Origin of the sequence: Winogradskyella poriferorum (assembly GCF_036553625.1) — a bacterium.
GTDB classification, from domain to species: domain Bacteria; phylum Bacteroidota; class Bacteroidia; order Flavobacteriales; family Flavobacteriaceae; genus Winogradskyella; species Winogradskyella poriferorum.
Window position 1 is genome coordinate 837,385 of sequence record NZ_JAZHOU010000001.1, and the last position, 20,565, is coordinate 857,949.

Below are 20,565 nucleotides of genomic sequence, written 5' to 3' on the forward strand. Positions count from 1 at the left end.
TTATAATGAAAAAACTCACGATAATAGCGGTTTTCTTCCTTGCATTGCAAATGTATGGGCAACAAGACCCTCAGTACACCCAGTACATGTATAATATGAACATTATGAATCCTGCATATGCAGGCTCTAGAGAAAACCTCTCTTTTGGATTATTATACAGAAACCAATGGTCCAAAATAGATGGTGGCCCTGAAACAGGAACGTTCTTTGGGCATGCTCCCATAGGAAGTAATCTTGGATTGGGCGTATCACTTATTGCTGACCAGATTGGTCCCGTTAAAGAAACTAATGCCTATGTTGATCTATCCTATACCTTAAAGTTGGGTGGCGAACATAGACTGGCCTTTGGTGTTAAAGCTGGGGCAACCTTCCATGATATTAACCTTACCAGTGGTAATGTAGATGTTATTGATGAGGGTGACCCTTTCTTTGGTATGCAAATCAATGAGACCACACCAAATATTGGTGCTGGTTTCTTCTATTACACCAATAAATATTATGTATCGCTGTCGGTGCCTAATATGTTATCCTCTGTACATCTTGATGCTAACGGAAATAAAATCGGTTCTGAAACACAGCACTATTTCCTAACGGGTGGTTATGTGTTTGACCTATCGCCTAACACAGAATTAAAACCATCTTTTATGGTTAAGTCTGCTTTTGATGCTCCTACATCTTTTGATGTGAACCTTAATGCAAGGTTCTTCAAAAAATTTGAAATTGGTGCTTCTTACAGATTGGACGATTCCTTTTCTGGTTTAGTTAATTTTGCGCTGTCTCCGTCTCTAAGGGTTGGATATGCTTACGACGCTGTGTCTTCAGACATTAAAGCTTTTGCTCCTGCATCTCACGAGGTAATGTTGTTGTTCGATCTTAATTTCCCGAAACGAGTTTCACGTTCACCTAGATACTTTTAATCCGTTAAGCTAAACTATTATGAAAAACTTAAAAACACTATTATTTATCATGTTAATGAGTGGTTTATGCTTAACTGCTCAAAACAAAAACACTAAAAAGGCTGACAAGGAATTCGCTAGGTTCGAATACGTTGATGCCGCTGAAAGCTACAAAAAACTCATTGACAAAGGAGAAGGTTCTGCCTATGTTTATGGACAATTGGCTGAATGTTATTACAACATCTTCAATACCGTTGAAGCCGAGAAATGGTATGCCAAAGCTTTAGAGTCTGAAGATAATCCTGAAATGATCTACAAATACTCTGAAATGCTTAAAGCAAACGGAAAATATGAAGAATCTAACAAGCAAATGGAAAAATTTGCTTCTATGCGTCCTTCAGACAACAGAGCAACTGCCTTTAGAAAAAACCCTAACTATTTGCCAAAAATTTTAGAGCAAGGTAAAAAGTTTAATGTGCAAGATGCTGGTTTTAATACCGCGCAATCAGAGTTTGGTGGTATAGAACACGATGGTAAACTTTACATCACTTCTGCCAGAAACGACAATCGTAAAAATTACGGTTGGAATGAGCAGCCATTCTTAGATATCTACTCATTAACTAAAAATGCTGACGGCTCGTATGGTACTGCTACTTTAATGAACAATAAAATCAATACAAAATACCATGAAGGTTTGGTTTCTTTTACACCTGATGGTAAGACCATGTACTTCTCTAGAGAAAGCTATTTTGAAAAAGATTTTGAAAAAGACTCTTTAAGCAAGGTGCGTTATAGCCAATTGTACTTATTTAAAGCTACTAAGTTAGGTGACGATTGGGACACTATTGAAAGTTTGGCTGTTAATAGCGAAAACTATTCTGTTAAAAATCCGTCTGTAAGTGCAGATGGTGCTACATTATATTTCTCTTCTAACATGCCTGGCGGCTATGGTAACTTTGATATTTACAAAGCGGCCATCAATGAAGATGGTACTATTGGTGAGCCTGAAAACTTAGGGCAAAAAGTGAATACTGAAGGACAAGAAATGTTCCCTTACATAAGTAGCAACAACACCCTTTATTTCTCTTCTAATGGTCATTTAGGTCTAGGTGGTATGGATGTGTTTTATACCAAAGTTATAGATGGTAAAATGGCACCTGTTAGAAATGTTGGTATTCCTATTAACAGTAATGGTGATGATTTTGCGTTCTCTATTAATGAAGAAACCGAAGAAGGTTTTGTATCTTCTAACAGAGATGGTGGGCAAGGTAGTGATGACGTCTACGCATTTAAAAAACTTCAACCACTTTGTGATGTTTTAATTACGGCTACTGTATTGGATGATGTTACCAGAGCGCCTTTAAACGGAGCTTCTGTTTCGTTATACGATGCTGAAGGTAATAAGGTCGTTACAAAAACCACAAACGAAGAAGGTGTTGCTGAATTTATTGTTGAGTGCGAGCAGGACTCTGAACTTGAGGTGGTCATGGAAGACTTTGAAAGCAAAAAAGTGCCTGTTAAAGGGACAAGCGAGGAAGAGCTAGCGGTTCAAATTTCTTTAGATCCTATTGAAAAAATTATGACTCCTGATGAAATCGTACTTAACCCTATCTATTTTGACTTCGACAAATCTAATATCACTGCTCAGGCAGCTTTTGAATTGGATAAACTAGTTCAAATCATGAACAAATATCCAGATTTGGTTATCAATGCGACATCTCATACAGATAGTAGAGGTTCTAACTCTTATAACCAAAGACTATCGCAACGTAGAGCTAAGAGCACACAACAATACGTCATCTCTAAAGGTATTGATGCTTCGCGTATCGCTGCTGAAGGTAAAGGTGAAACCGAACCTAAAATTGATTGTGGTACCAATTGCTCCGATGAGCAACATGCCCAAAACAGACGTTCTGAGTTTAAAATTCTAAAAACTTCAGAAAACGAATAATCTTTAGATAAAATGTTAAAAAGGCTTTGGATTTAAACCCAAAGCCTTTTTTTTATGAAAAAAACTCAAAATCACTCTCCTTTAATCGGAAATAAGAGCATTTAATCTATTATCACAATGTTAATATAATCTTAATAGTCATTTTTTATAAATTCACATTTCAGAAAAAGCTAGAGTAGCGTTTTCACTATATATTGAACGGCTTCTGAATACTAACTTAAAAACAAATATTCCTTTCTAATTTTCAAATTAGAAAGGTTTAATTATTTAATAACAAACCTAAAACTATGAAAAAGATTACCTTATTTCTTATTATGCTAGGGTTCTGCATTACCGCAAGCGCCCAATATGATTTTAGCACAATTATAGGGCCTACAAACGTAGCTGAAGGGACTCCTGTTACCATCAGTATAAACGACGTAGCAAATTCAGTTGGGGTTCCAGCTTCCTCTTCTGGTGCTTATGATTCTTTTACTGTTACTGTAGACTGGAGCGCCGGAGGTGGTGGCCCATGGTCCTCTGAAGCGGACATTACTTTTACCACAAGTGCTGGTTCGGTAATCATAGATCCCGCAACTACTGGTAGCGCTAACAGCGGTGCTGATGCAACACTTACCTTTTCTGGGGATTTAGCAGGTGTCTACGATCCAACAACGGATGGATATATAGATATAGTACTAAATCAAAGTTACGGTGGCTCAGATGCAGATTGGTCTAACATCGTAGTTACGCTTTTTGAAGCGCCAACTTGTATAGAACCTTCTAATATGGTGGCTAGCGCAATAACTGCTACTTCTGCCAATTTAGACTGGACAGTCGGTCTATCTGAAACCGATTGGAATATTGAATATAATAGCGGTGCTGATTTTACTCCTGGAAATGGTGAAGCCGAATCTTCTATTTCGCCTACAGGTTCGCCAAATGTTTCTTTAACTTCTTTAAACCCAGCTACTGAATATTATGTATACTATCAAGCTAATTGCGGTCCTAGCGATGAAAGTTTGTGGGTTGGTCCATATATATTTACTACTGAATGTGTAACTTTTGTTGCACCATATTCTGAAGGATTTGAAAACGGTGGAACAATTCCACAATGTTGGACTATGGACGGCAATGAAGATTGGTTTTTTGACAACGATCCAGGATTTAATCATATTGGAAATAACGGAACCATAACTGGTACAACATCTACTAATGATTATTTTGCATGGTGTGACTCTTCAGGCGATGAAGGTCCAAGAACTTTAACAAGCCCTTTGGTTGATGTTTCTGGCTTAACAACACCTGCACTATCTTTTTATGAAATTAGTGATAATGAAGGTAATGCCAACTCTCAGCTCGATGTAGAAGTATGGGATGGTGCTGCTTGGAATAGTATGGGTACTTTTAATACCAATACTAGTGGGTGGACCTTAATTGTTCTAGATTTAAGTACATTGACAATTACAGGAGACGTTCAAGCTCGTTTTATATTCTCTGAAATAGTAACTGGCGATTTTTATGATGACATCGCTATAGATGATGTGACTTTTGATGAAGCTCCTTCTTGTTTTAATCCTACTTCTTTAACTGCGGCTGCAATTACGGCTAATAGTGCTGAATTAAGTTGGAATCAAGATGGCACTGTATCAGCATGGAATATTGAAATAGTTACATCTGGTACACCTCCTACTGGAACACCAACTCATACAGGTGTTACAAACCCTTACACAGTCTCAGGATTAACAGCTGTAACATCTTATGACTATTATGTTCAAGCTGATTGTGGAAGTGAGTTTAGCGGTTGGACTGGCCCTTTTACTTTCGAAACATTATGTGATATTTATGTTCCTGATTATCTAGAACAATTTGATACAATAATTCCAGACTGTTGGGACGAAGCTGATAGTGGTGACGCTACAACTGGACCTGGTGATTTAGGAGCTGGCGGTTGGTTAGCTGACGGTTTCCTTAACAACGGTTTTACAGGTGCTTATAAAATTAATTTATGGCTTGCTGCTAAGAGCGATTGGATATTATCTCCTCAATTTGACCTAACAGGAGGACCTTTCCAGGTAGAATTTGACTTTGGAATCATGGAATTTGGTAGTACTACAAATGCTGGCACACTTGGTTCTGATGATATTGTTCAGTTACTTATAACTAATGATAATGGTGCAACATGGACACCTCTATTAACTTATGATAGCTCTTCTGTCGTTTCTGCGGCAGGTGAACATCCTGTAGTTACTTTAGAGGCTTATGCTGGTCAGGTTGTTCAATTTGGAATATTGGGCTCTGAGGGTACTGTAGATGACCCACAAGACAACGATGTTTTTGTTGATAATTTCCGCGTAAGAGGAATTCCTACATGTCCTGAGCCAACTGACTTAACGTCTAACAACTTAAGTTTAACTTCAACTGAAGTAGGCTGGACTGAAAATGGCACATCTACTACTTGGAATATAGAGTATGGTCCTGCTGGATTTACGCCGGGAACAGGTACTTTAGTTACTGGTGTAACTACTAACCCATATACTTTAACAGGTTTAACGTCTGATACAGACTATGATTTCTATGTGCAGGCAGAATGTGACCCTACTAACTTAAGTTCTTTCTCTGGACCAGGCTCTTTCTATACTGGCTACTGTCAGTCTGAACCTTCTAGTAATGATGGAGACGGTGTTAACTATGTTACCTTAGGAATTGTGAATTTCCCTAGTTTTGGTGATGTAACTTACGAAGATCATACATCAACTGTTGTGAATGCTTTCCAAGGTATAGAAACCAATGTTGAAATTGAATTTGGACATACATTTACTTACTATACAAATATTTGGATAGACTTTAATGACGATTTGGTATTTGATGCCTCTGAGCTGGTTTATCAAGGTGAGTCTGTAGGTTTAAATAATCCTCACATACTCGATGCTTCTTTTATAATGCCTGCTACTGCTACTCTTGGGCAGCACAGAATGCGCATTGGAACAGCAGATTCGGGTCAGGCAACACCTGAGCCATGTTACAATGGTACTTGGGGCGTTACGTTAGACTTTACTATAAATATTCAAGAATTATTATGTACACTACCAGAAGCTACATATGCAACTGCACCAGATTGTGCTGGTAATCAATTCTTCATCGATGTAGACATAACAAGTATGGGAGATGCTACATCTTTAGAAATTTCAAATGACTTTGATACAAATACTGTACAAGCCTTTTCTACAGGTGTATATCAAGTAGGTCCTTTTGCCTTTGGTACTTCAGTAAGTGTATTTGTGATGAGTGAACAAGATAATAACTGTACAATAAGTAGTAACACTTTTGAGTTGTTAGCTTGTCCTCCAGATAACGATAATTGTGACAATGCCACAGTTGCAGCTGTTAACACTGATGGAGAATGTACTGTTGTAACACCTGGAACTTTGCTCGAAGCAACTCCTTCGAATACTCCTTCTGGTTCTTGTACTGGTAATCCAGATGACGATGTTTGGTTTCAATTTGTTGCAACTGATGACACACACCTTATTAGTTTAGAAAATATTGTTGGATCATCTACGAACTTGGATCATGGTCTATATGAAGGAGCATGCGGTTCTCTTACAGAAATATATTGTTCAACCGATGATGCTATAACATCACCAACACTAACTGTTGGGAACACCTATTATGTAAGAGTATTTTCTGCTGGCTCTGGTAGCGAAGACACTACATTTGACTTATGTATAAGACCTGGTCTTGATAATGTAATAGTAGATCAAACGACTTATACTGTAGAGCAGTTAGTTCAGGATATTTTAATTGGTGGCGAATGTGCACAAATATCGAATATTACTTATTCTACAGGAACTGATTTTGGTGAACAAAATGGTATCGGATATTTCTCAATGGATGGTGACGGTGTTGGTTTCCCATTTGACGAAGGGATTGTTCTTACCTCTGGTGACGCAAGTTTAGCATCTGGACCAAACACTAACGCTATAAGCGATGGTAGTACTGCATGGCCTGGTGACACAGACCTAGAAAATGCAGTAGGTATTACTGTAACTAATAACGCTACCATAATTGAATTTGACTTCGTTCCTCTTGCTCAAGAAATTAGTTTTGATTTCTTAATGGCATCTGAAGAATATAATGGAGGGTCTTTTGAATGTAACTACTCTGATGCATTTGCATTCCTTTTGACCGACTCGAGTGGTAATACAACCAACCTTGCTGTATTACCAAATACAACAACACCTATTTTGGTTACAAATATTCACCAAGCCAACACAAGTTGTGGCGCCCAAAATGAACAATATTTCGGTGGATATATCCCAGACAATTTACCACCTATATCTTTTGATGGTAGAACAACTGTGTTTACAGCGCAATCACCTGTAAATGTTGGTGAATCATACCACATTAAATTGGTTATTGCTGACCAAAGTGACTCTGCATTTGACTCTGGTGTTTTCTTAAAAGCCGGAAGTTTTGACCTTGGAGAACTTAACTTAGGTGATGATATTACTATTGCTTCTGGCGGAGCAACCTGCTTAGGAGAACCTGTAGTTCTAGACACTGGCGCACCTAACCTTGAGCATTATTGGTTTAGAAACGGTATCCTTATTGATGGTGAAACGTCGTCAACTTTAACTGTTACAGAACCAGATTTATATACAGCTCAAGTAATATTCTCTAGTCAATGTTTCTTGATGGACGAAATACTTGTTGAATTTCTTCAACCACCACTTCTTAATGAAGACCCTTCAGATTTAGAAAGTTGCTCCGCAACTGGTGTAGCACCTTTTAGTCTTAGTGATAATGACAGTGTTGTGTTAGGTAGTTTAGATCCTAATAACCATACTATTTCTTATCACCTATCTGAAAGTGATGCTGAAGGAAACATAGATCCTATCACAGATAATCCATACACTAACATCTCTAACCCACAAACAATTTATGTTAGAGTGGAAGATAATACAACAGGATGTCATAGTGTAGCTTCGTTTGATTTAATCGTTTCAGAACCTAGTCACACTGCTGAAAGTGTAGACTATACTGAGTGCGGCGATGGTATCGAAGCTGAATTTGATCTTGCTTCACATTCTATTAATATTCTAAACGGTCAAGATGCTTCACAATTTGTCGTTACATACCATACATCAGAGGTTGATGCTCAAAACGACCAAAATGCACTACCAGACTTTTACATGAGTACAGGTGAAACAGTTTTTGTACGTGTTGAATCTACAAGTTATGAAGGATGTTATGTTACTAATAGTTTTGAATTAATCGTTGGCACACTTCCTGAGGCCACATTTGATCCAGAATACAATTATGAAGTGTGTCCTAACGCAACAGTTTCTATAGAAATTGGCATTATACCTACCAACTTTAATGTTGAAGATGTTACTATTAGCTGGTACTATGAAGATGTTCTAATCCCTAATGAAAACGAACTGGTTCTTGATAGCGAAGTACTTGTTGGCGGCGAGTATTCTGTAGATATCATGTTCAACGATACTGGTTGTGTTAATACATTTTATGCTGATGTGACTCAATTAGAATTCTGTGAGTTCCCACAAGGTATATCACCTAACAATGATGACCTAAACGATAGTTTCGACCTTAGTCCTTTTAATGTTGTAAGATTAGAAATTTTCAACAGAAACGGAACATTGGTTTATTCTAAAAACAACTATGTGGACGAATGGGAAGGCCAGACCAATGATGGTGAGGAACTGCCTGTAGGTACGTATTTCTATACCGTAATCTACGAAGGTGGTGCCAAGCAAAAGAGCGCATGGGTATATATTAACAGATAATCAACTAACTGAATCAACTTAATTTATAATGAAAAAACTCACGATAATAGCGGTTTTCTTCCTTGCATTGCAAATGTATGGGCAACAAGACCCTCAGTACACCCAGTACATGTATAATATGAACATTATGAATCCTGCATATGCAGGCTCTAGAGAAAACCTCTCTTTTGGATTATTATACAGAAACCAATGGTCCAAAATAGATGGTGGCCCTGAAACAGGAACGTTCTTTGGGCATGCTCCCATAGGAAGTAATCTTGGATTGGGCGTATCACTTATTGCTGACCAGATTGGTCCCGTTAAAGAAACTAATGCCTATGTTGATCTATCCTATACCTTAAAGTTGGGTGGCGAACATAGACTGGCCTTTGGTGTTAAAGCTGGGGCAACCTTCCATGATATTAACCTTACCAGTGGTAATGTAGATGTTATTGATGAGGGTGACCCTTTCTTTGGTATGCAAATCAATGAGACCACACCAAATATTGGTGCTGGTTTCTTCTATTACACCAATAAATATTATGTATCGCTGTCGGTGCCTAATATGTTATCCTCTGTACATCTTGATGCTAACGGAAATAAAATCGGTTCTGAAACACAGCACTATTTCCTAACGGGTGGTTATGTGTTTGACCTATCGCCTAACACAGAATTAAAACCATCTTTTATGGTTAAGTCTGCTTTTGATGCTCCTACATCTTTTGATGTGAACCTTAATGCAAGGTTCTTCAAAAAATTTGAAATTGGTGCTTCTTACAGATTGGACGATTCCTTTTCTGGTTTAGTTAATTTTGCGCTGTCTCCGTCTCTAAGGGTTGGATATGCTTACGACGCTGTGTCTTCAGACATTAAAGCTTTTGCTCCTGCATCTCACGAGGTAATGTTGTTGTTCGATCTTAATTTCCCGAAACGAGTTTCACGTTCACCTAGATACTTTTAATCCGTTAAGCTAAACTATTATGAAAAACTTAAAAACACTATTATTTATCATGTTAATGAGTGGTTTATGCTTAACTGCTCAAAACAAAAACACTAAAAAGGCTGACAAGGAATTCGCTAGGTTCGAATACGTTGATGCCGCTGAAAGCTACAAAAAACTCATTGACAAAGGAGAAGGTTCTGCCTATGTTTATGGACAATTGGCTGAATGTTATTACAACATCTTCAATACCGTTGAAGCCGAGAAATGGTATGCCAAAGCTTTAGAGTCTGAAGATAATCCTGAAATGATCTACAAATACTCTGAAATGCTTAAAGCAAACGGAAAATATGAAGAATCTAACAAGCAAATGGAAAAATTTGCTTCTATGCGTCCTTCAGACAACAGAGCAACTGCCTTTAGAAAAAACCCTAACTATTTGCCAAAAATTTTAGAGCAAGGTAAAAAGTTTAATGTGCAAGATGCTGGTTTTAATACCGCGCAATCAGAGTTTGGTGGTATAGAACACGATGGTAAACTTTACATCACTTCTGCCAGAAACGACAATCGTAAAAATTACGGTTGGAATGAGCAGCCATTCTTAGATATCTACTCATTAACTAAAAATGCTGACGGCTCGTATGGTACTGCTACTTTAATGAACAATAAAATCAATACAAAATACCATGAAGGTTTGGTTTCTTTTACACCTGATGGTAAGACCATGTACTTCTCTAGAGAAAGCTATTTTGAAAAAGATTTTGAAAAAGACTCTTTAAGCAAGGTGCGTTATAGCCAATTGTACTTATTTAAAGCTACTAAGTTAGGTGACGATTGGGACACTATTGAAAGTTTGGCTGTTAATAGCGAAAACTATTCTGTTAAAAATCCGTCTGTAAGTGCAGATGGTGCTACATTATATTTCTCTTCTAACATGCCTGGCGGCTATGGTAACTTTGATATTTACAAAGCGGCCATCAATGAAGATGGTACTATTGGTGAGCCTGAAAACTTAGGGCAAAAAGTGAATACTGAAGGACAAGAAATGTTCCCTTACATAAGTAGCAACAACACCCTTTATTTCTCTTCTAATGGTCATTTAGGTCTAGGTGGTATGGATGTGTTTTATACCAAAGTTATAGATGGTAAAATGGCACCTGTTAGAAATGTTGGTATTCCTATTAACAGTAATGGTGATGATTTTGCGTTCTCTATTAATGAAGAAACCGAAGAAGGTTTTGTATCTTCTAACAGAGATGGTGGGCAAGGTAGTGATGACGTCTACGCATTTAAAAAACTTCAACCACTTTGTGATGTTTTAATTACGGCTACTGTATTGGATGATGTTACCAGAGCGCCTTTAAACGGAGCTTCTGTTTCGTTATACGATGCTGAAGGTAATAAGGTCGTTACAAAAACCACAAACGAAGAAGGTGTTGCTGAATTTATTGTTGAGTGCGAGCAGGACTCTGAACTTGAGGTGGTCATGGAAGACTTTGAAAGCAAAAAAGTGCCTGTTAAAGGGACAAGCGAGGAAGAGCTAGCGGTTCAAATTTCTTTAGATCCTATTGAAAAAATTATGACTCCTGATGAAATCGTACTTAACCCTATCTATTTTGACTTCGACAAATCTAATATCACTGCTCAGGCAGCTTTTGAATTGGATAAACTAGTTCAAATCATGAACAAATATCCAGATTTGGTTATCAATGCGACATCTCATACAGATAGTAGAGGTTCTAACTCTTATAACCAAAGACTATCGCAACGTAGAGCTAAGAGCACACAACAATACGTCATCTCTAAAGGTATTGATGCTTCGCGTATCGCTGCTGAAGGTAAAGGTGAAACCGAACCTAAAATTGATTGTGGTGCTAATTGCTCCGATGAGCAACATGCTCAAAACAGACGATCGGAGTTTAAAATTGTTAGCGGAGGCCCGCAAGAACAACAGTAAATAAATCGAAATCTTTATATAAAAAACGCCCTAACAGTATTTAGGTATTTAGGGCGTTTTTTTTTATTATCGTAATGGATAACCTTTGGCTGCCCACCAAGGATGAATTTCTATAACCAAGCGTCCTGCTTTTACCATTGGGTCAGCATTTGCTAAGCTATCTGCCATTTTTAATGTTGGCACATTGTAAATTGTAATTCCTCTTATTTCACCGTCGTCACCAAAAGGACCCGATATATCTGCATAACCTAACTCATACATTTTACCTAAGTGTGCCAAATGCTCACTTTGCAACTGATTTGCTTCTTCTTCATTTTGATTTCTAATTGGCCCATTCTTTAAAAAAGCCATAAAATATTGTTGCATTAAGGTTGTATCCTGAGTCTTTTCATCCACATAGTCAAACACCTTATAACCTTTACTTATGAGTTCTGCCTTTAATTCCGCAACGGACTTTCCGGATTCCTCCTTCAAGGGTTTAGACTTTTCAATTGGTGCCTCAATAGTCTCTTTTTCTATAACTGTGTCCTTTACTTTACTAGGCTCGTGCTCATTTTTACATGATACCAAAAAGCAAATTAATATTAATAATAGGTTTTTCATTTATTCCAATTTTTGAATGGTTGTTTACTTAATTGTGAATTATAATATCGTATATCTCCTGTAACTTCTTTACCTAACCAAATTGGTTTGTTAAACTCTTCATTTATAGATTGCAATTCTACCTCAGCAATGACTAGACCTTCATTGTCTCCATAAAATTCATCTATTTCTAAAGTATGGTTGTATAGCTTTACTTCGTACCGCCTTTTCTCAATAATACCATCTTCGCATAACCTTAAAAGTTGTTCAGCTTCGTGCTTTGTGATTTCAGTTTCCCACTCAAAACGAACTAAACCATCATCTGATGATTTTCCTTTTACGGTTAAATATCCAATGTCTTCTTTTAATCTAACTCTAACGGTGCGCTCTTTATAGCTATTTAAAAATCCTTGTTTTATGCTGTAACTTTTAACGGCTTCTTTTTTAAAATCATTAGAAGTTACTAAAAATTTACGTTCTATTTCTACGGTCATTAAACGGTATTTAATGTCTAAATTTACACTATGCTAAACGATTTACCAATTAGAAAGATAATTCATGTAGATATGGATGCATTTTATGCCTCAGTTGAGCAAATGGATAATCCTGAGCTAAAAGGTAAACCGATTGCTGTTGGTGGTGGCGGAAAACGAGGTGTAATTAGTGCTGCTAGCTACGAAGCTAGAAAATTTGGTGTAAAAAGTGCCATGTCTGGTCGTTTGGCTGAGAAACTCTGCCCAGAACTTATATTCGTTAGACCAAGATTTGAAAGGTATAAGGAAATTTCTAACCGTGTGCGTAAAATATTTTTTGACTACACAGATTTGGTTGAACCTTTGTCTTTAGATGAAGCCTATTTAGATGTTACTGAAAACAAAATAGGGCTTCCTAGTGCAACTTTAATTGCTAAGAAAATAAGACAACGTATTTATGAAGAAGTGGGCTTAACAGCGTCGGCAGGCATCTCTATTAATAAGTTTATTGCCAAAGTAGCAAGTGATTATAACAAGCCCAACGGACAAAAAACTGTAAATCCCGAAGATGTGCTAAAGTTTTTAGAAGATTTAGACATTAGAAAGTTTTATGGTGTTGGTAAGGTTACTGCCGAAAAAATGTATCAAAAAGGCATATTTACAGGAAATGATTTAAAAGCTAAAAGCCTGGAATATTTAGACGAAAACTTTGGAAAATCTGGTCGTTACTACTATTATATTGTCAGAGGTATTCACAATAGCGAAGTAAAACCAAACCGCATTAGAAAATCATTAGCTGCAGAACGTACTTTTAGTGAGAATCTTTCTTCTGAGGTCTTTATGTTAGAAAAACTAGATCATATCGCTGAAGAAGTTTCTCGTAGATTAGAAAAAAGCAAAGTAGCAGGAAAAACGATAACACTAAAAATTAAATACAGCGATTTTACTTTACAAACGCGTAGCAAAACACTTCCCTATTTTGTAAGTGACAAATCTATAATCTTAGAAACTTCGAAAGAGCTTTTATATCAAGAAAAATTGAACAATTCGGTTCGTCTTTTAGGAATATCATTGTCTAATCTAAATACAGATAAAAACAAATCCTCTAAACCAAATATAGAGGATAAAAAATCTGTTAGTGTACAGTTAAGGTTTGAATTTTAAACTAAAAAAGGCTCAATGAAATCATTAAGCCTAGTATATTTAATTCTAATTTCTTGTTTAAAAACTACAACTCTCAATCTCTGTAACACGTAGGGTATTAACCATACCTCTATCTTTAATTGGCATTGCAGCTAAACTAATTAACATATCACCTACTTCTAAATAGCCTTTTTTGCAAGCAATGGCATTTACATCTTCAATAGTTTCATCCGTACTTACATACTTATCATAATAGAAGGCTTTAACTCCCCAAAGAAGACTTAATTGAGAAAGAATTCTCTTGTTAGAAGTAAAAACTAAAATATGTGCTTGAGGTCTCCATGCAGAAATTTGAAAAGCTGTATAACCACTATTAGTAAGTGTTGAAATAGCTTTTGCATTGATCTCGTTAGCCATATTGGCAGCGTGATAACAAATAGATTTTGTTATGTAACGTTTTGTACGAATATGAGGAGGTGATTGTGGCACCTCTATTAATGGTGAATCTTCAACACTACGAATAATATTTGCCATCTGACGTATAACCTGAACTGGATACTGTCCTACAGATGTTTCACCAGAAAGCATTACAGCATCTGCACCATCCATAACCGAGTTAGCTACATCATTTACTTCTGCACGCGTTGGAGTTAAGCTGGTAATCATAGTCTCCATCATTTGCGTTGCAATAATTACCGGAATTCTTGCTCGCTTAGCCCTTAATACCAATTGCTTCTGAATTAGCGGAACTTCTTCTGCAGGTATTTCTACTCCCAAATCACCACGTGCAACCATCAAACCATCACAATAGGCAACAATTTTGTCTATATTTTCTACAGCTTCAGGTTTTTCAATCTTAGCTATTATTGGAATTTTATAATTACTATGCTCTTTAATGAGTTCTTCTAGCTCCATTAAATCTTCAGCATGTCTTACAAAAGATAGTGCAATCCAATCTACTTCTTGTTCGATAGCAAAAATGGCATCTTCAATATCCTTTTCTGTTAACGCTGGTTGAGAAATGTTTGTATTAGGTAGGTTAACTCCCTTTTTAGACTTTAGTGGTCCTCCTTGAATTACCTTAGCTTTAACTTCTTTTTTACCATCAGTAGAAACAACTTCAAAAATTAATTTCCCATCATCTAACAGAATACGTTCACCTGGCTTGGCGTCTTGAGGAAACTTCTCATAAGTCATGTAAACACGCTCTTTTGTACCTTCAAATCGTTTTCCGGTAGCAAAAATTATTTCGTCCCCTTCATTTACGATTACCTCACCTTTCATAGTACCTACTCTAAGCTTAGGCCCTTGTAAATCTCCTAATATTGCAGCATTATACCCAAACTCTTCATTGAGTTCGCGTATCATGTTTATACGTTCTTTTACATCATCGTAATTAGCATGCGAGAAATTAATTCGAAACACATTAGCTCCTTCATCAAGCATTGCTTTTAAGGTTTCCTTATTACTAGTTGCTGGGCCCAATGTGGCCACTATTTTGGTCTTTTTATTTGGCATTAATTCAAAAAATTAAATGATCTTTAGATTTTAATTTAGTCGGGTTAACCGTATAACTTGTTATAATGTGTGGTATATTTTGGAGCTTATTTAAAATAAGTTTTTCGTTAACATTCTGGATTTCATCAGAAATTTTAATAAAATAATCTACCTTCTTATACTCTGGAACAAGATTCAATGTTTTAATTACTTTTTCGTTTGTTTGAAACAAGCCTGTACTATACAAACTATCTTCTTCTTTTTTGCAAACATTTGAAACTAGATTCCAAGTAACGTATTGCGAAACATTATTCCACTCAAAAATACTGTACGAAGCTTTTAAATATTGCATATCTAAATCTTCTGTTTTTCGTTGTAATCTAAGGCCTAAACTTTGATTGAGTAGATAGGCTAAACGATAATCTTCTAACCCACAATGTATAGCAATGAGCTTGTAGGTATCGTCATAAAAATCATCAACCAAAAGTTTATGCAACGCCATACAATTATAACTTTAAAAGGTAAATATAGTACAATAATAGATTGTTAATGTCAACTTTTGGTTAATCTTAACCCTAAAAACCTACGAAAACGTTGTAGATTTTACTTTTCTATACGATCTCTATAAACTCTAAATTATATGAGCTTTGTGATTTGTTTCTGAAACGCAAAGAATGCGCGCTTGGATGCTTTTTCTTCTGCTTTTTTCTTAGAGGTAGCTCTAGCTTTAGATACTACTTTATCATTAATACTGAGCCTTACAGAAAAGTGCTTTAACTCATCATTTCCGGTATCTTCATACACTTCATAGTCAAAGGTATTTTTCTCTTTTTGGCACCACTCAATTAACAGACTTTTATAACTAATAACTTTACCTTCTAAAGTCTCTATGTCTACGTGCGGATTTATAACCCTCCTGTACAAAAACTTTTCACAAGCCTTATAACCTCTGTCTAAATAAATAGCACCAACCAAAGCTTCAAAAAGATTGCCGTGAATATTGTTTCCAAAATTAGACTTTGGTATTCTACTTTGCACTAAATCTATAAGATTCAACTCTTTACCTAATTCATTAAGATGCTCTCTACTTACTACTTTAGAGCGCATTTTGGTAAGATAACCTTCGTCTCCGTGTGGTACTTGCTCGTAGAGATAAGCAGCAATAACTGAACTTATCATAGCATCACCAACAAATTCTAAACGTTCGTAATTAATAGGATTTCCTTTTTTATCCTTAATATTCATCGAACGATGCGTAAAAGCCTTGATGTATAAATTTTGGGATCTTGGCTTAAATCCAAGAATATCTTTAAGTTTTAAAAAAAAATTCCCGTCATCGAATGAACGGGAATTTTTTAATATGTTACGAATGAAACTCATTCGGGATTTAGTCTAATTTTTTAAATAATACACAAGCGTTATGTCCGCCAAATCCAAATGTATTACTCATTGCTATTTTAATATCTCGTTTCTGAGCTTTATTGAGCGTTAAATTTAATTCTGAATCTATATTCTCGTCCGCAGTTTCATGGTTAATTGTTGGTGGTATAATACCATTTTCTAGTGCTAATATAGAGGCAATAGCTTCTATTGCACCAGCAGCGCCCAACAAATGACCAGTCATAGACTTAGTAGAATTAATATTAATCTTTTTAGCATGGTCTCCAAACACTTCTGATATAGCTTTTAATTCGGCAACATCTCCTAATGGTGTGGATGTTCCGTGTGTATTAATATGATCTACATCTTCGGGTTTTAAACCAGCATTTTCTAAACAGTTTTTCATCACCGCAACAACACCAATTCCATCAGGATGTGGCGCAGTCATATGATATGCATCTGAAGACAAGCCTCCACCTACAACTTCTGCGTAGATTTTAGCTCCTCTTGCTTTAGCGTGCTCATACTCTTCTAAAACAATAGAACCTGCTCCTTCACCTAGTACAAAACCATCTCGATTTGCATCAAAAGGTCTTGAGGCAGTTTCAGGACTATCGTTTCTAGTACTCATAGCATGCATAGCATTAAATCCACCCATACCAGCAATTGTTACCGCTGCTTCACTTCCACCAGTAATAACAACATCACAATGACCTAAACGTATAGTGTTTAGAGCATCAATCATTGAATTAGCAGAAGAGGCACAAGCAGATACCGTTGTATAGTTAGGGCCCATGAAACCATATTTAATAGATATGTTTCCTGGTGCTATATCCGCAATCATTTTGGGGATGAAACGAGGACTAAAACGAGGTGTACCGTCACCAGCAGCATAGTTAAGCACTTCTTCTTGAAATGTTTCTAAGCCACCTATACCTGCACCCCAAATTACTCCTACTCTGTATTTATTTATCGTGTCTAGATCTAATTTCGAATCTGCTATCGCTTCATCTGAAGCCACCATTGCATATTGCGAAAATTTATCCATTTGACGCGCTAACTTTCTATCAATAAAGTCAGTAACTTCAAAGTTTTTTATTTCACAAGCGAATTGCGTTTTGAACTTCTCAGCATCAAAATGCGTGATTGGGGCAGCACCACTTTTTCCATTAACAAGACCATTCCAATATTCATCTTTGGTATTGCCAATAGGTGTAAGTGCACCTAGACCAGTAACTACTACTCGCTTTAATTCCATAAAAATAAAGTCTTATTTTGCTTCTTCTATATAAGAGATAGCTTGACCAACTGTTGCAATGTTTTCAGCTTGATCGTCTGGGATTTGAATATCAAATTCTTTTTCAAATTCCATGATTAATTCTACAGTATCTAATGAATCTGCACCTAAGTCGTTAGTGAAGCTTGCTTCAGTTACAACTTCGTTTTCATCAACACCTAATTTGTCTACGATAATCGCTTTTACTCTTGATGCAATGTCTGACATAATCTTTTAATTTTAAGTTTTAATTAGACCGCAAAAATAAAAAACTTTATTTTAAAAATCACCTTTACCGATAAAATGTGCATATCAATGCTAAAAAATCGGTAGAAGAATTTAAGTTTTGCGCCTAATTGTTAATTATTATTCTTTTTTTTGTTTCTGAATAATAACCCAATATAACTGTAAATGAAGCGTATTGTAATTTTTGCGTCCGGTAGCGGATCTAATGCTGAAAATTTAATTAAGTTTTTTCAAAACAGCGATAATGCGTCTGTTATTCAGGTACTGACTAACAATCCTCATGCCAAAGTACTAGATCGATGTAAAAGACTAAATGTTAGCGCTTTGTCATTTAACAGAATAGCATTCAGCAAGTCTGAAGATGTTCTTAATGTTTTAAGATCATCACAACCAGATTTAATTGTGCTAGCAGGTTTTCTCTGGAAATTTCCTGAATTTATTCTTAAAGAGTTTGAAAACAAAGTCATAAATATTCATCCTGCTTTGCTTCCAAAATATGGTGGAAAAGGCATGTATGGTATGCATGTACACAATGCTGTTGTAGAAAATAAAGAAACTGAAACTGGCATCACAATTCACTACGTAAACGAAAATTATGACGAAGGAGCGATTATTTTTCAGGCAAAATGTGAAGTAAAAGCGTTAGATACAGCTGATGATGTTGCAGCTAAAATCCATGAATTGGAAATGGAGCATTTTCCAAAGGTTGTTGAGGGATTGTTAAACAACCTTTAAGTAGAATTTTATATCAAGATCCTGAAACAAGTTCAGGATGACAAAAAATGTCAAAAAAGAAAAAGAAATATTACACCGTTTGGAAAGGCCATAAAACCGGAGTTTTTGAGAAATGGGACGACTGCAAAGCCCAAATCAACGATTTTAAAGGAGCTCAGTATAAATCTTTCGCCACCTTTGAAGCTGCAAAAAAAGCTCTTAAAGATGGTCCAAAAGATTACATAGGTAAATCAAAAAGTTTTAAAAGCGAACTGTCTGACGAACAACTAAAAAAAATAGGGCAACCCAATTATAATTCAATTTCAGTAGATGCTGCATCTTCTGGTAATCCTGGTAAAATGGAGTATCGTGGTGTAGATACCAAAACAAAAAAACAACTCTTTATACAAGGGCCTTTTGAAGAAGGCACCAACAATATTGGCGAATTTTTAGCTATCGTTCACGGATTAGCATTTTTAAAACAGCATAATAGCGACCGAATCATTTATACCGACTCTAAAACCGCAATGAGTTGGGTAAGAAAAAAAATGTGCAATTCTAAATTAGAACGCAACGCCAAAAACAAATCTGTTTTTGATTTGGTAGACAGAGCTGTAAAGTGGTTAAAAGAAAATGATTATTCTACCACTATTGTTAAATGGGAAACTAAAGCTTGGGGAGAAATTCCAGCGGATTTTGGAAGAAAATAATTTAATTTAGATGATGCCATGTATGTTTCATCAGCAATATATTTTATGTACTTTTGCACCTTAATTCAAACTTACTTTAATGGGTAAATTAGTAATTGTTGGTACAGTAGCTTTTGATGCTATTGAAACACCTTTTGGTAAAACCGATAAAATCCTTGGAGGAGCTGGCACATTTATAGGCCTTGCTGCTTCAAATTTTAATGTAGATTCTGCTGTAGTTTCGGTAGTTGGTGGAGATTTTCCGCAAGAATATTTAGACCTTATGTCTAATAAAAATATTGATGTATCTGGGATAGAAATCGTAAAAGATGGTAAAACTTTCTTTTGGAGTGGCAGATACCATAACGACATGAATTCTAGAGACACATTAGCAACTGAACTTAATGTCTTAGCAGATTTTGAACCTGTTGTCCCAGATAATTATAAAGATGCAGAGGTAGTAATGTTGGGTAATTTACACCCATTAACTCAAATGAGTGTTCTTAATCAAATGACAACTAAACCAAAAATGGTGATTTTAGATACCATGAATTTTTGGATGGATTGTGCATTAGAAGATTTACACAATACGATTAAGCATATCGATGTGATAACCATAAATGATGAGGAAGCAAGACAATTAACAGGTGAATACTCTTTAGTGGTTGCTGCAAGAAAAATTCATGAAATGGGACCAAAGTATGTTGTTATTAAAAAAGGTGAGCACGGAGCATTATTGTTTCATGACGATAGTGTTTTCTTTGCACCAGCATTACCATTAGAAGAAGTATTTGATCCTACAGGTGCAGGTGACACATTTGCTGGAGGATTTGCTGGTTATTTAGCAAAAACAGGAGATTACTCTTTTGAAAACTTAAAAACAGCCGTAATCTACGGTTCTACTTTAGCCTCGTTTTGTGTTGAAAAATTTGGAACAGAACGTATGGAGAATTTAAAAACAGAAGAAGTGCACAGACGCTTAGAACAATTTAAGAGTCTAACACAGTTTGATATAGAATTAACTTAAAAACCAGCGCGCTTAATTTTTAGCGC

At 36.1% G+C, this 20,565-nt stretch carries 16 protein-coding genes; 9 read left to right on the forward strand and 7 right to left on the reverse strand.

The annotated features are described in order from the left end of the window. Positions 1-5 precede the first annotated feature (5 nt). The 5 genes from V1468_RS03800 (at position 6) to V1468_RS03820 (ending at position 11,512) form a co-directional block, all read left to right on the forward strand. Complete coding sequence (locus tag V1468_RS03800; protein WP_331808919.1) at positions 6-917, forward strand: PorP/SprF family type IX secretion system membrane protein; 912 nt, start codon at positions 6-8, stop codon at positions 915-917. Between the two features lie 19 nt (positions 918-936). After that, entirely contained in the window at positions 937-2,847 is a 1,911-nt protein-coding gene (locus V1468_RS03805; protein WP_331808920.1) for an OmpA family protein, read from the forward strand. A 287-nt stretch (positions 2,848-3,134) separates the two neighbouring features. Then, complete coding sequence (locus V1468_RS03810; protein WP_331808921.1) at positions 3,135-8,636, forward strand: choice-of-anchor L domain-containing protein; 5,502 nt, start codon at positions 3,135-3,137, stop codon at positions 8,634-8,636. Positions 8,637-8,664: 28 nt separating this feature from the next. Beyond that, positions 8,665-9,576 (forward strand): PorP/SprF family type IX secretion system membrane protein, encoded by a 912-nt coding sequence (locus V1468_RS03815; protein WP_331808919.1) that lies wholly within the window; start codon positions 8,665-8,667, stop codon positions 9,574-9,576. Between the two features lie 19 nt (positions 9,577-9,595). Further along, complete coding sequence (locus V1468_RS03820; RefSeq protein ID WP_331808922.1) at positions 9,596-11,512, forward strand: OmpA family protein; 1,917 nt, start codon at positions 9,596-9,598, stop codon at positions 11,510-11,512. Positions 11,513-11,578: 66 nt separating this feature from the next. Here V1468_RS03820 and V1468_RS03825 read toward each other — a convergent pair whose 3' ends face one another. Next, positions 11,579-12,115 (reverse strand): YciI family protein, encoded by a 537-nt coding sequence (locus V1468_RS03825; protein ID WP_331808923.1) that lies wholly within the window; start codon positions 12,113-12,115, stop codon positions 11,579-11,581. Next, positions 12,112-12,588, reverse strand: a complete 477-nt coding sequence (locus V1468_RS03830; protein ID WP_331808924.1) for a CYTH domain-containing protein — start codon at positions 12,586-12,588, stop codon at positions 12,112-12,114. Before V1468_RS03830 ends, V1468_RS03825 begins: the two co-directional genes overlap by 4 nt. A gap of 30 nt (positions 12,589-12,618) precedes the next feature. On the opposite strand from V1468_RS03830, the gene dinB reads away from it, so the two are divergent. Then, complete coding sequence (gene dinB / locus V1468_RS03835; RefSeq protein WP_331808925.1) at positions 12,619-13,731, forward strand: DNA polymerase IV; 1,113 nt, start codon at positions 12,619-12,621, stop codon at positions 13,729-13,731. A gap of 57 nt (positions 13,732-13,788) precedes the next feature. On the opposite strand, the gene pyk is transcribed toward dinB, so the two are convergent. From pyk to V1468_RS03860, 5 genes are all read right to left on the reverse strand, one after another. Beyond that, positions 13,789-15,228 (reverse strand): pyruvate kinase, encoded by a 1,440-nt coding sequence (pyk, locus tag V1468_RS03840; protein ID WP_331808926.1) that lies wholly within the window; start codon positions 15,226-15,228, stop codon positions 13,789-13,791. A gap of 4 nt (positions 15,229-15,232) precedes the next feature. Further along, positions 15,233-15,709, reverse strand: a complete 477-nt coding sequence (locus V1468_RS03845; RefSeq protein WP_331808927.1) for an IPExxxVDY family protein — start codon at positions 15,707-15,709, stop codon at positions 15,233-15,235. A 134-nt stretch (positions 15,710-15,843) separates the two neighbouring features. Further along, a complete protein-coding gene (gene rnc / locus V1468_RS03850) occupies positions 15,844-16,587 on the reverse strand; it encodes a ribonuclease III (protein WP_331808928.1) in 744 nt (247 codons plus the stop codon). A gap of 7 nt (positions 16,588-16,594) precedes the next feature. Then, entirely contained in the window at positions 16,595-17,845 is a 1,251-nt protein-coding gene (gene fabF, locus V1468_RS03855) for a beta-ketoacyl-ACP synthase II (RefSeq protein WP_331808929.1), read from the reverse strand. 12 nt (positions 17,846-17,857) lie between these two features. Further along, entirely contained in the window at positions 17,858-18,091 is a 234-nt protein-coding gene (locus tag V1468_RS03860; RefSeq protein WP_008269813.1) for an acyl carrier protein, read from the reverse strand. Positions 18,092-18,274: 183 nt separating this feature from the next. Here V1468_RS03860 and purN point away from each other — a divergent pair, with 183 nt between their 5' ends. From purN to V1468_RS03875, 3 genes are all read left to right on the forward strand, one after another. After that, positions 18,275-18,844 carry a phosphoribosylglycinamide formyltransferase gene (gene purN, locus V1468_RS03865; RefSeq protein WP_331808930.1) on the forward strand — a complete coding sequence of 190 codons (570 nt, stop codon included), beginning with the start codon at positions 18,275-18,277 and terminating at the stop codon, positions 18,842-18,844. A 47-nt stretch (positions 18,845-18,891) separates the two neighbouring features. Further along, positions 18,892-19,533 (forward strand): ribonuclease H family protein, encoded by a 642-nt coding sequence (locus V1468_RS03870; protein WP_331808931.1) that lies wholly within the window; start codon positions 18,892-18,894, stop codon positions 19,531-19,533. Between the two features lie 79 nt (positions 19,534-19,612). Continuing rightward, positions 19,613-20,539 carry a PfkB family carbohydrate kinase gene (locus tag V1468_RS03875; RefSeq protein WP_331808932.1) on the forward strand — a complete coding sequence of 309 codons (927 nt, stop codon included), beginning with the start codon at positions 19,613-19,615 and terminating at the stop codon, positions 20,537-20,539. Positions 20,540-20,565: the final 26 nt, after the last annotated feature.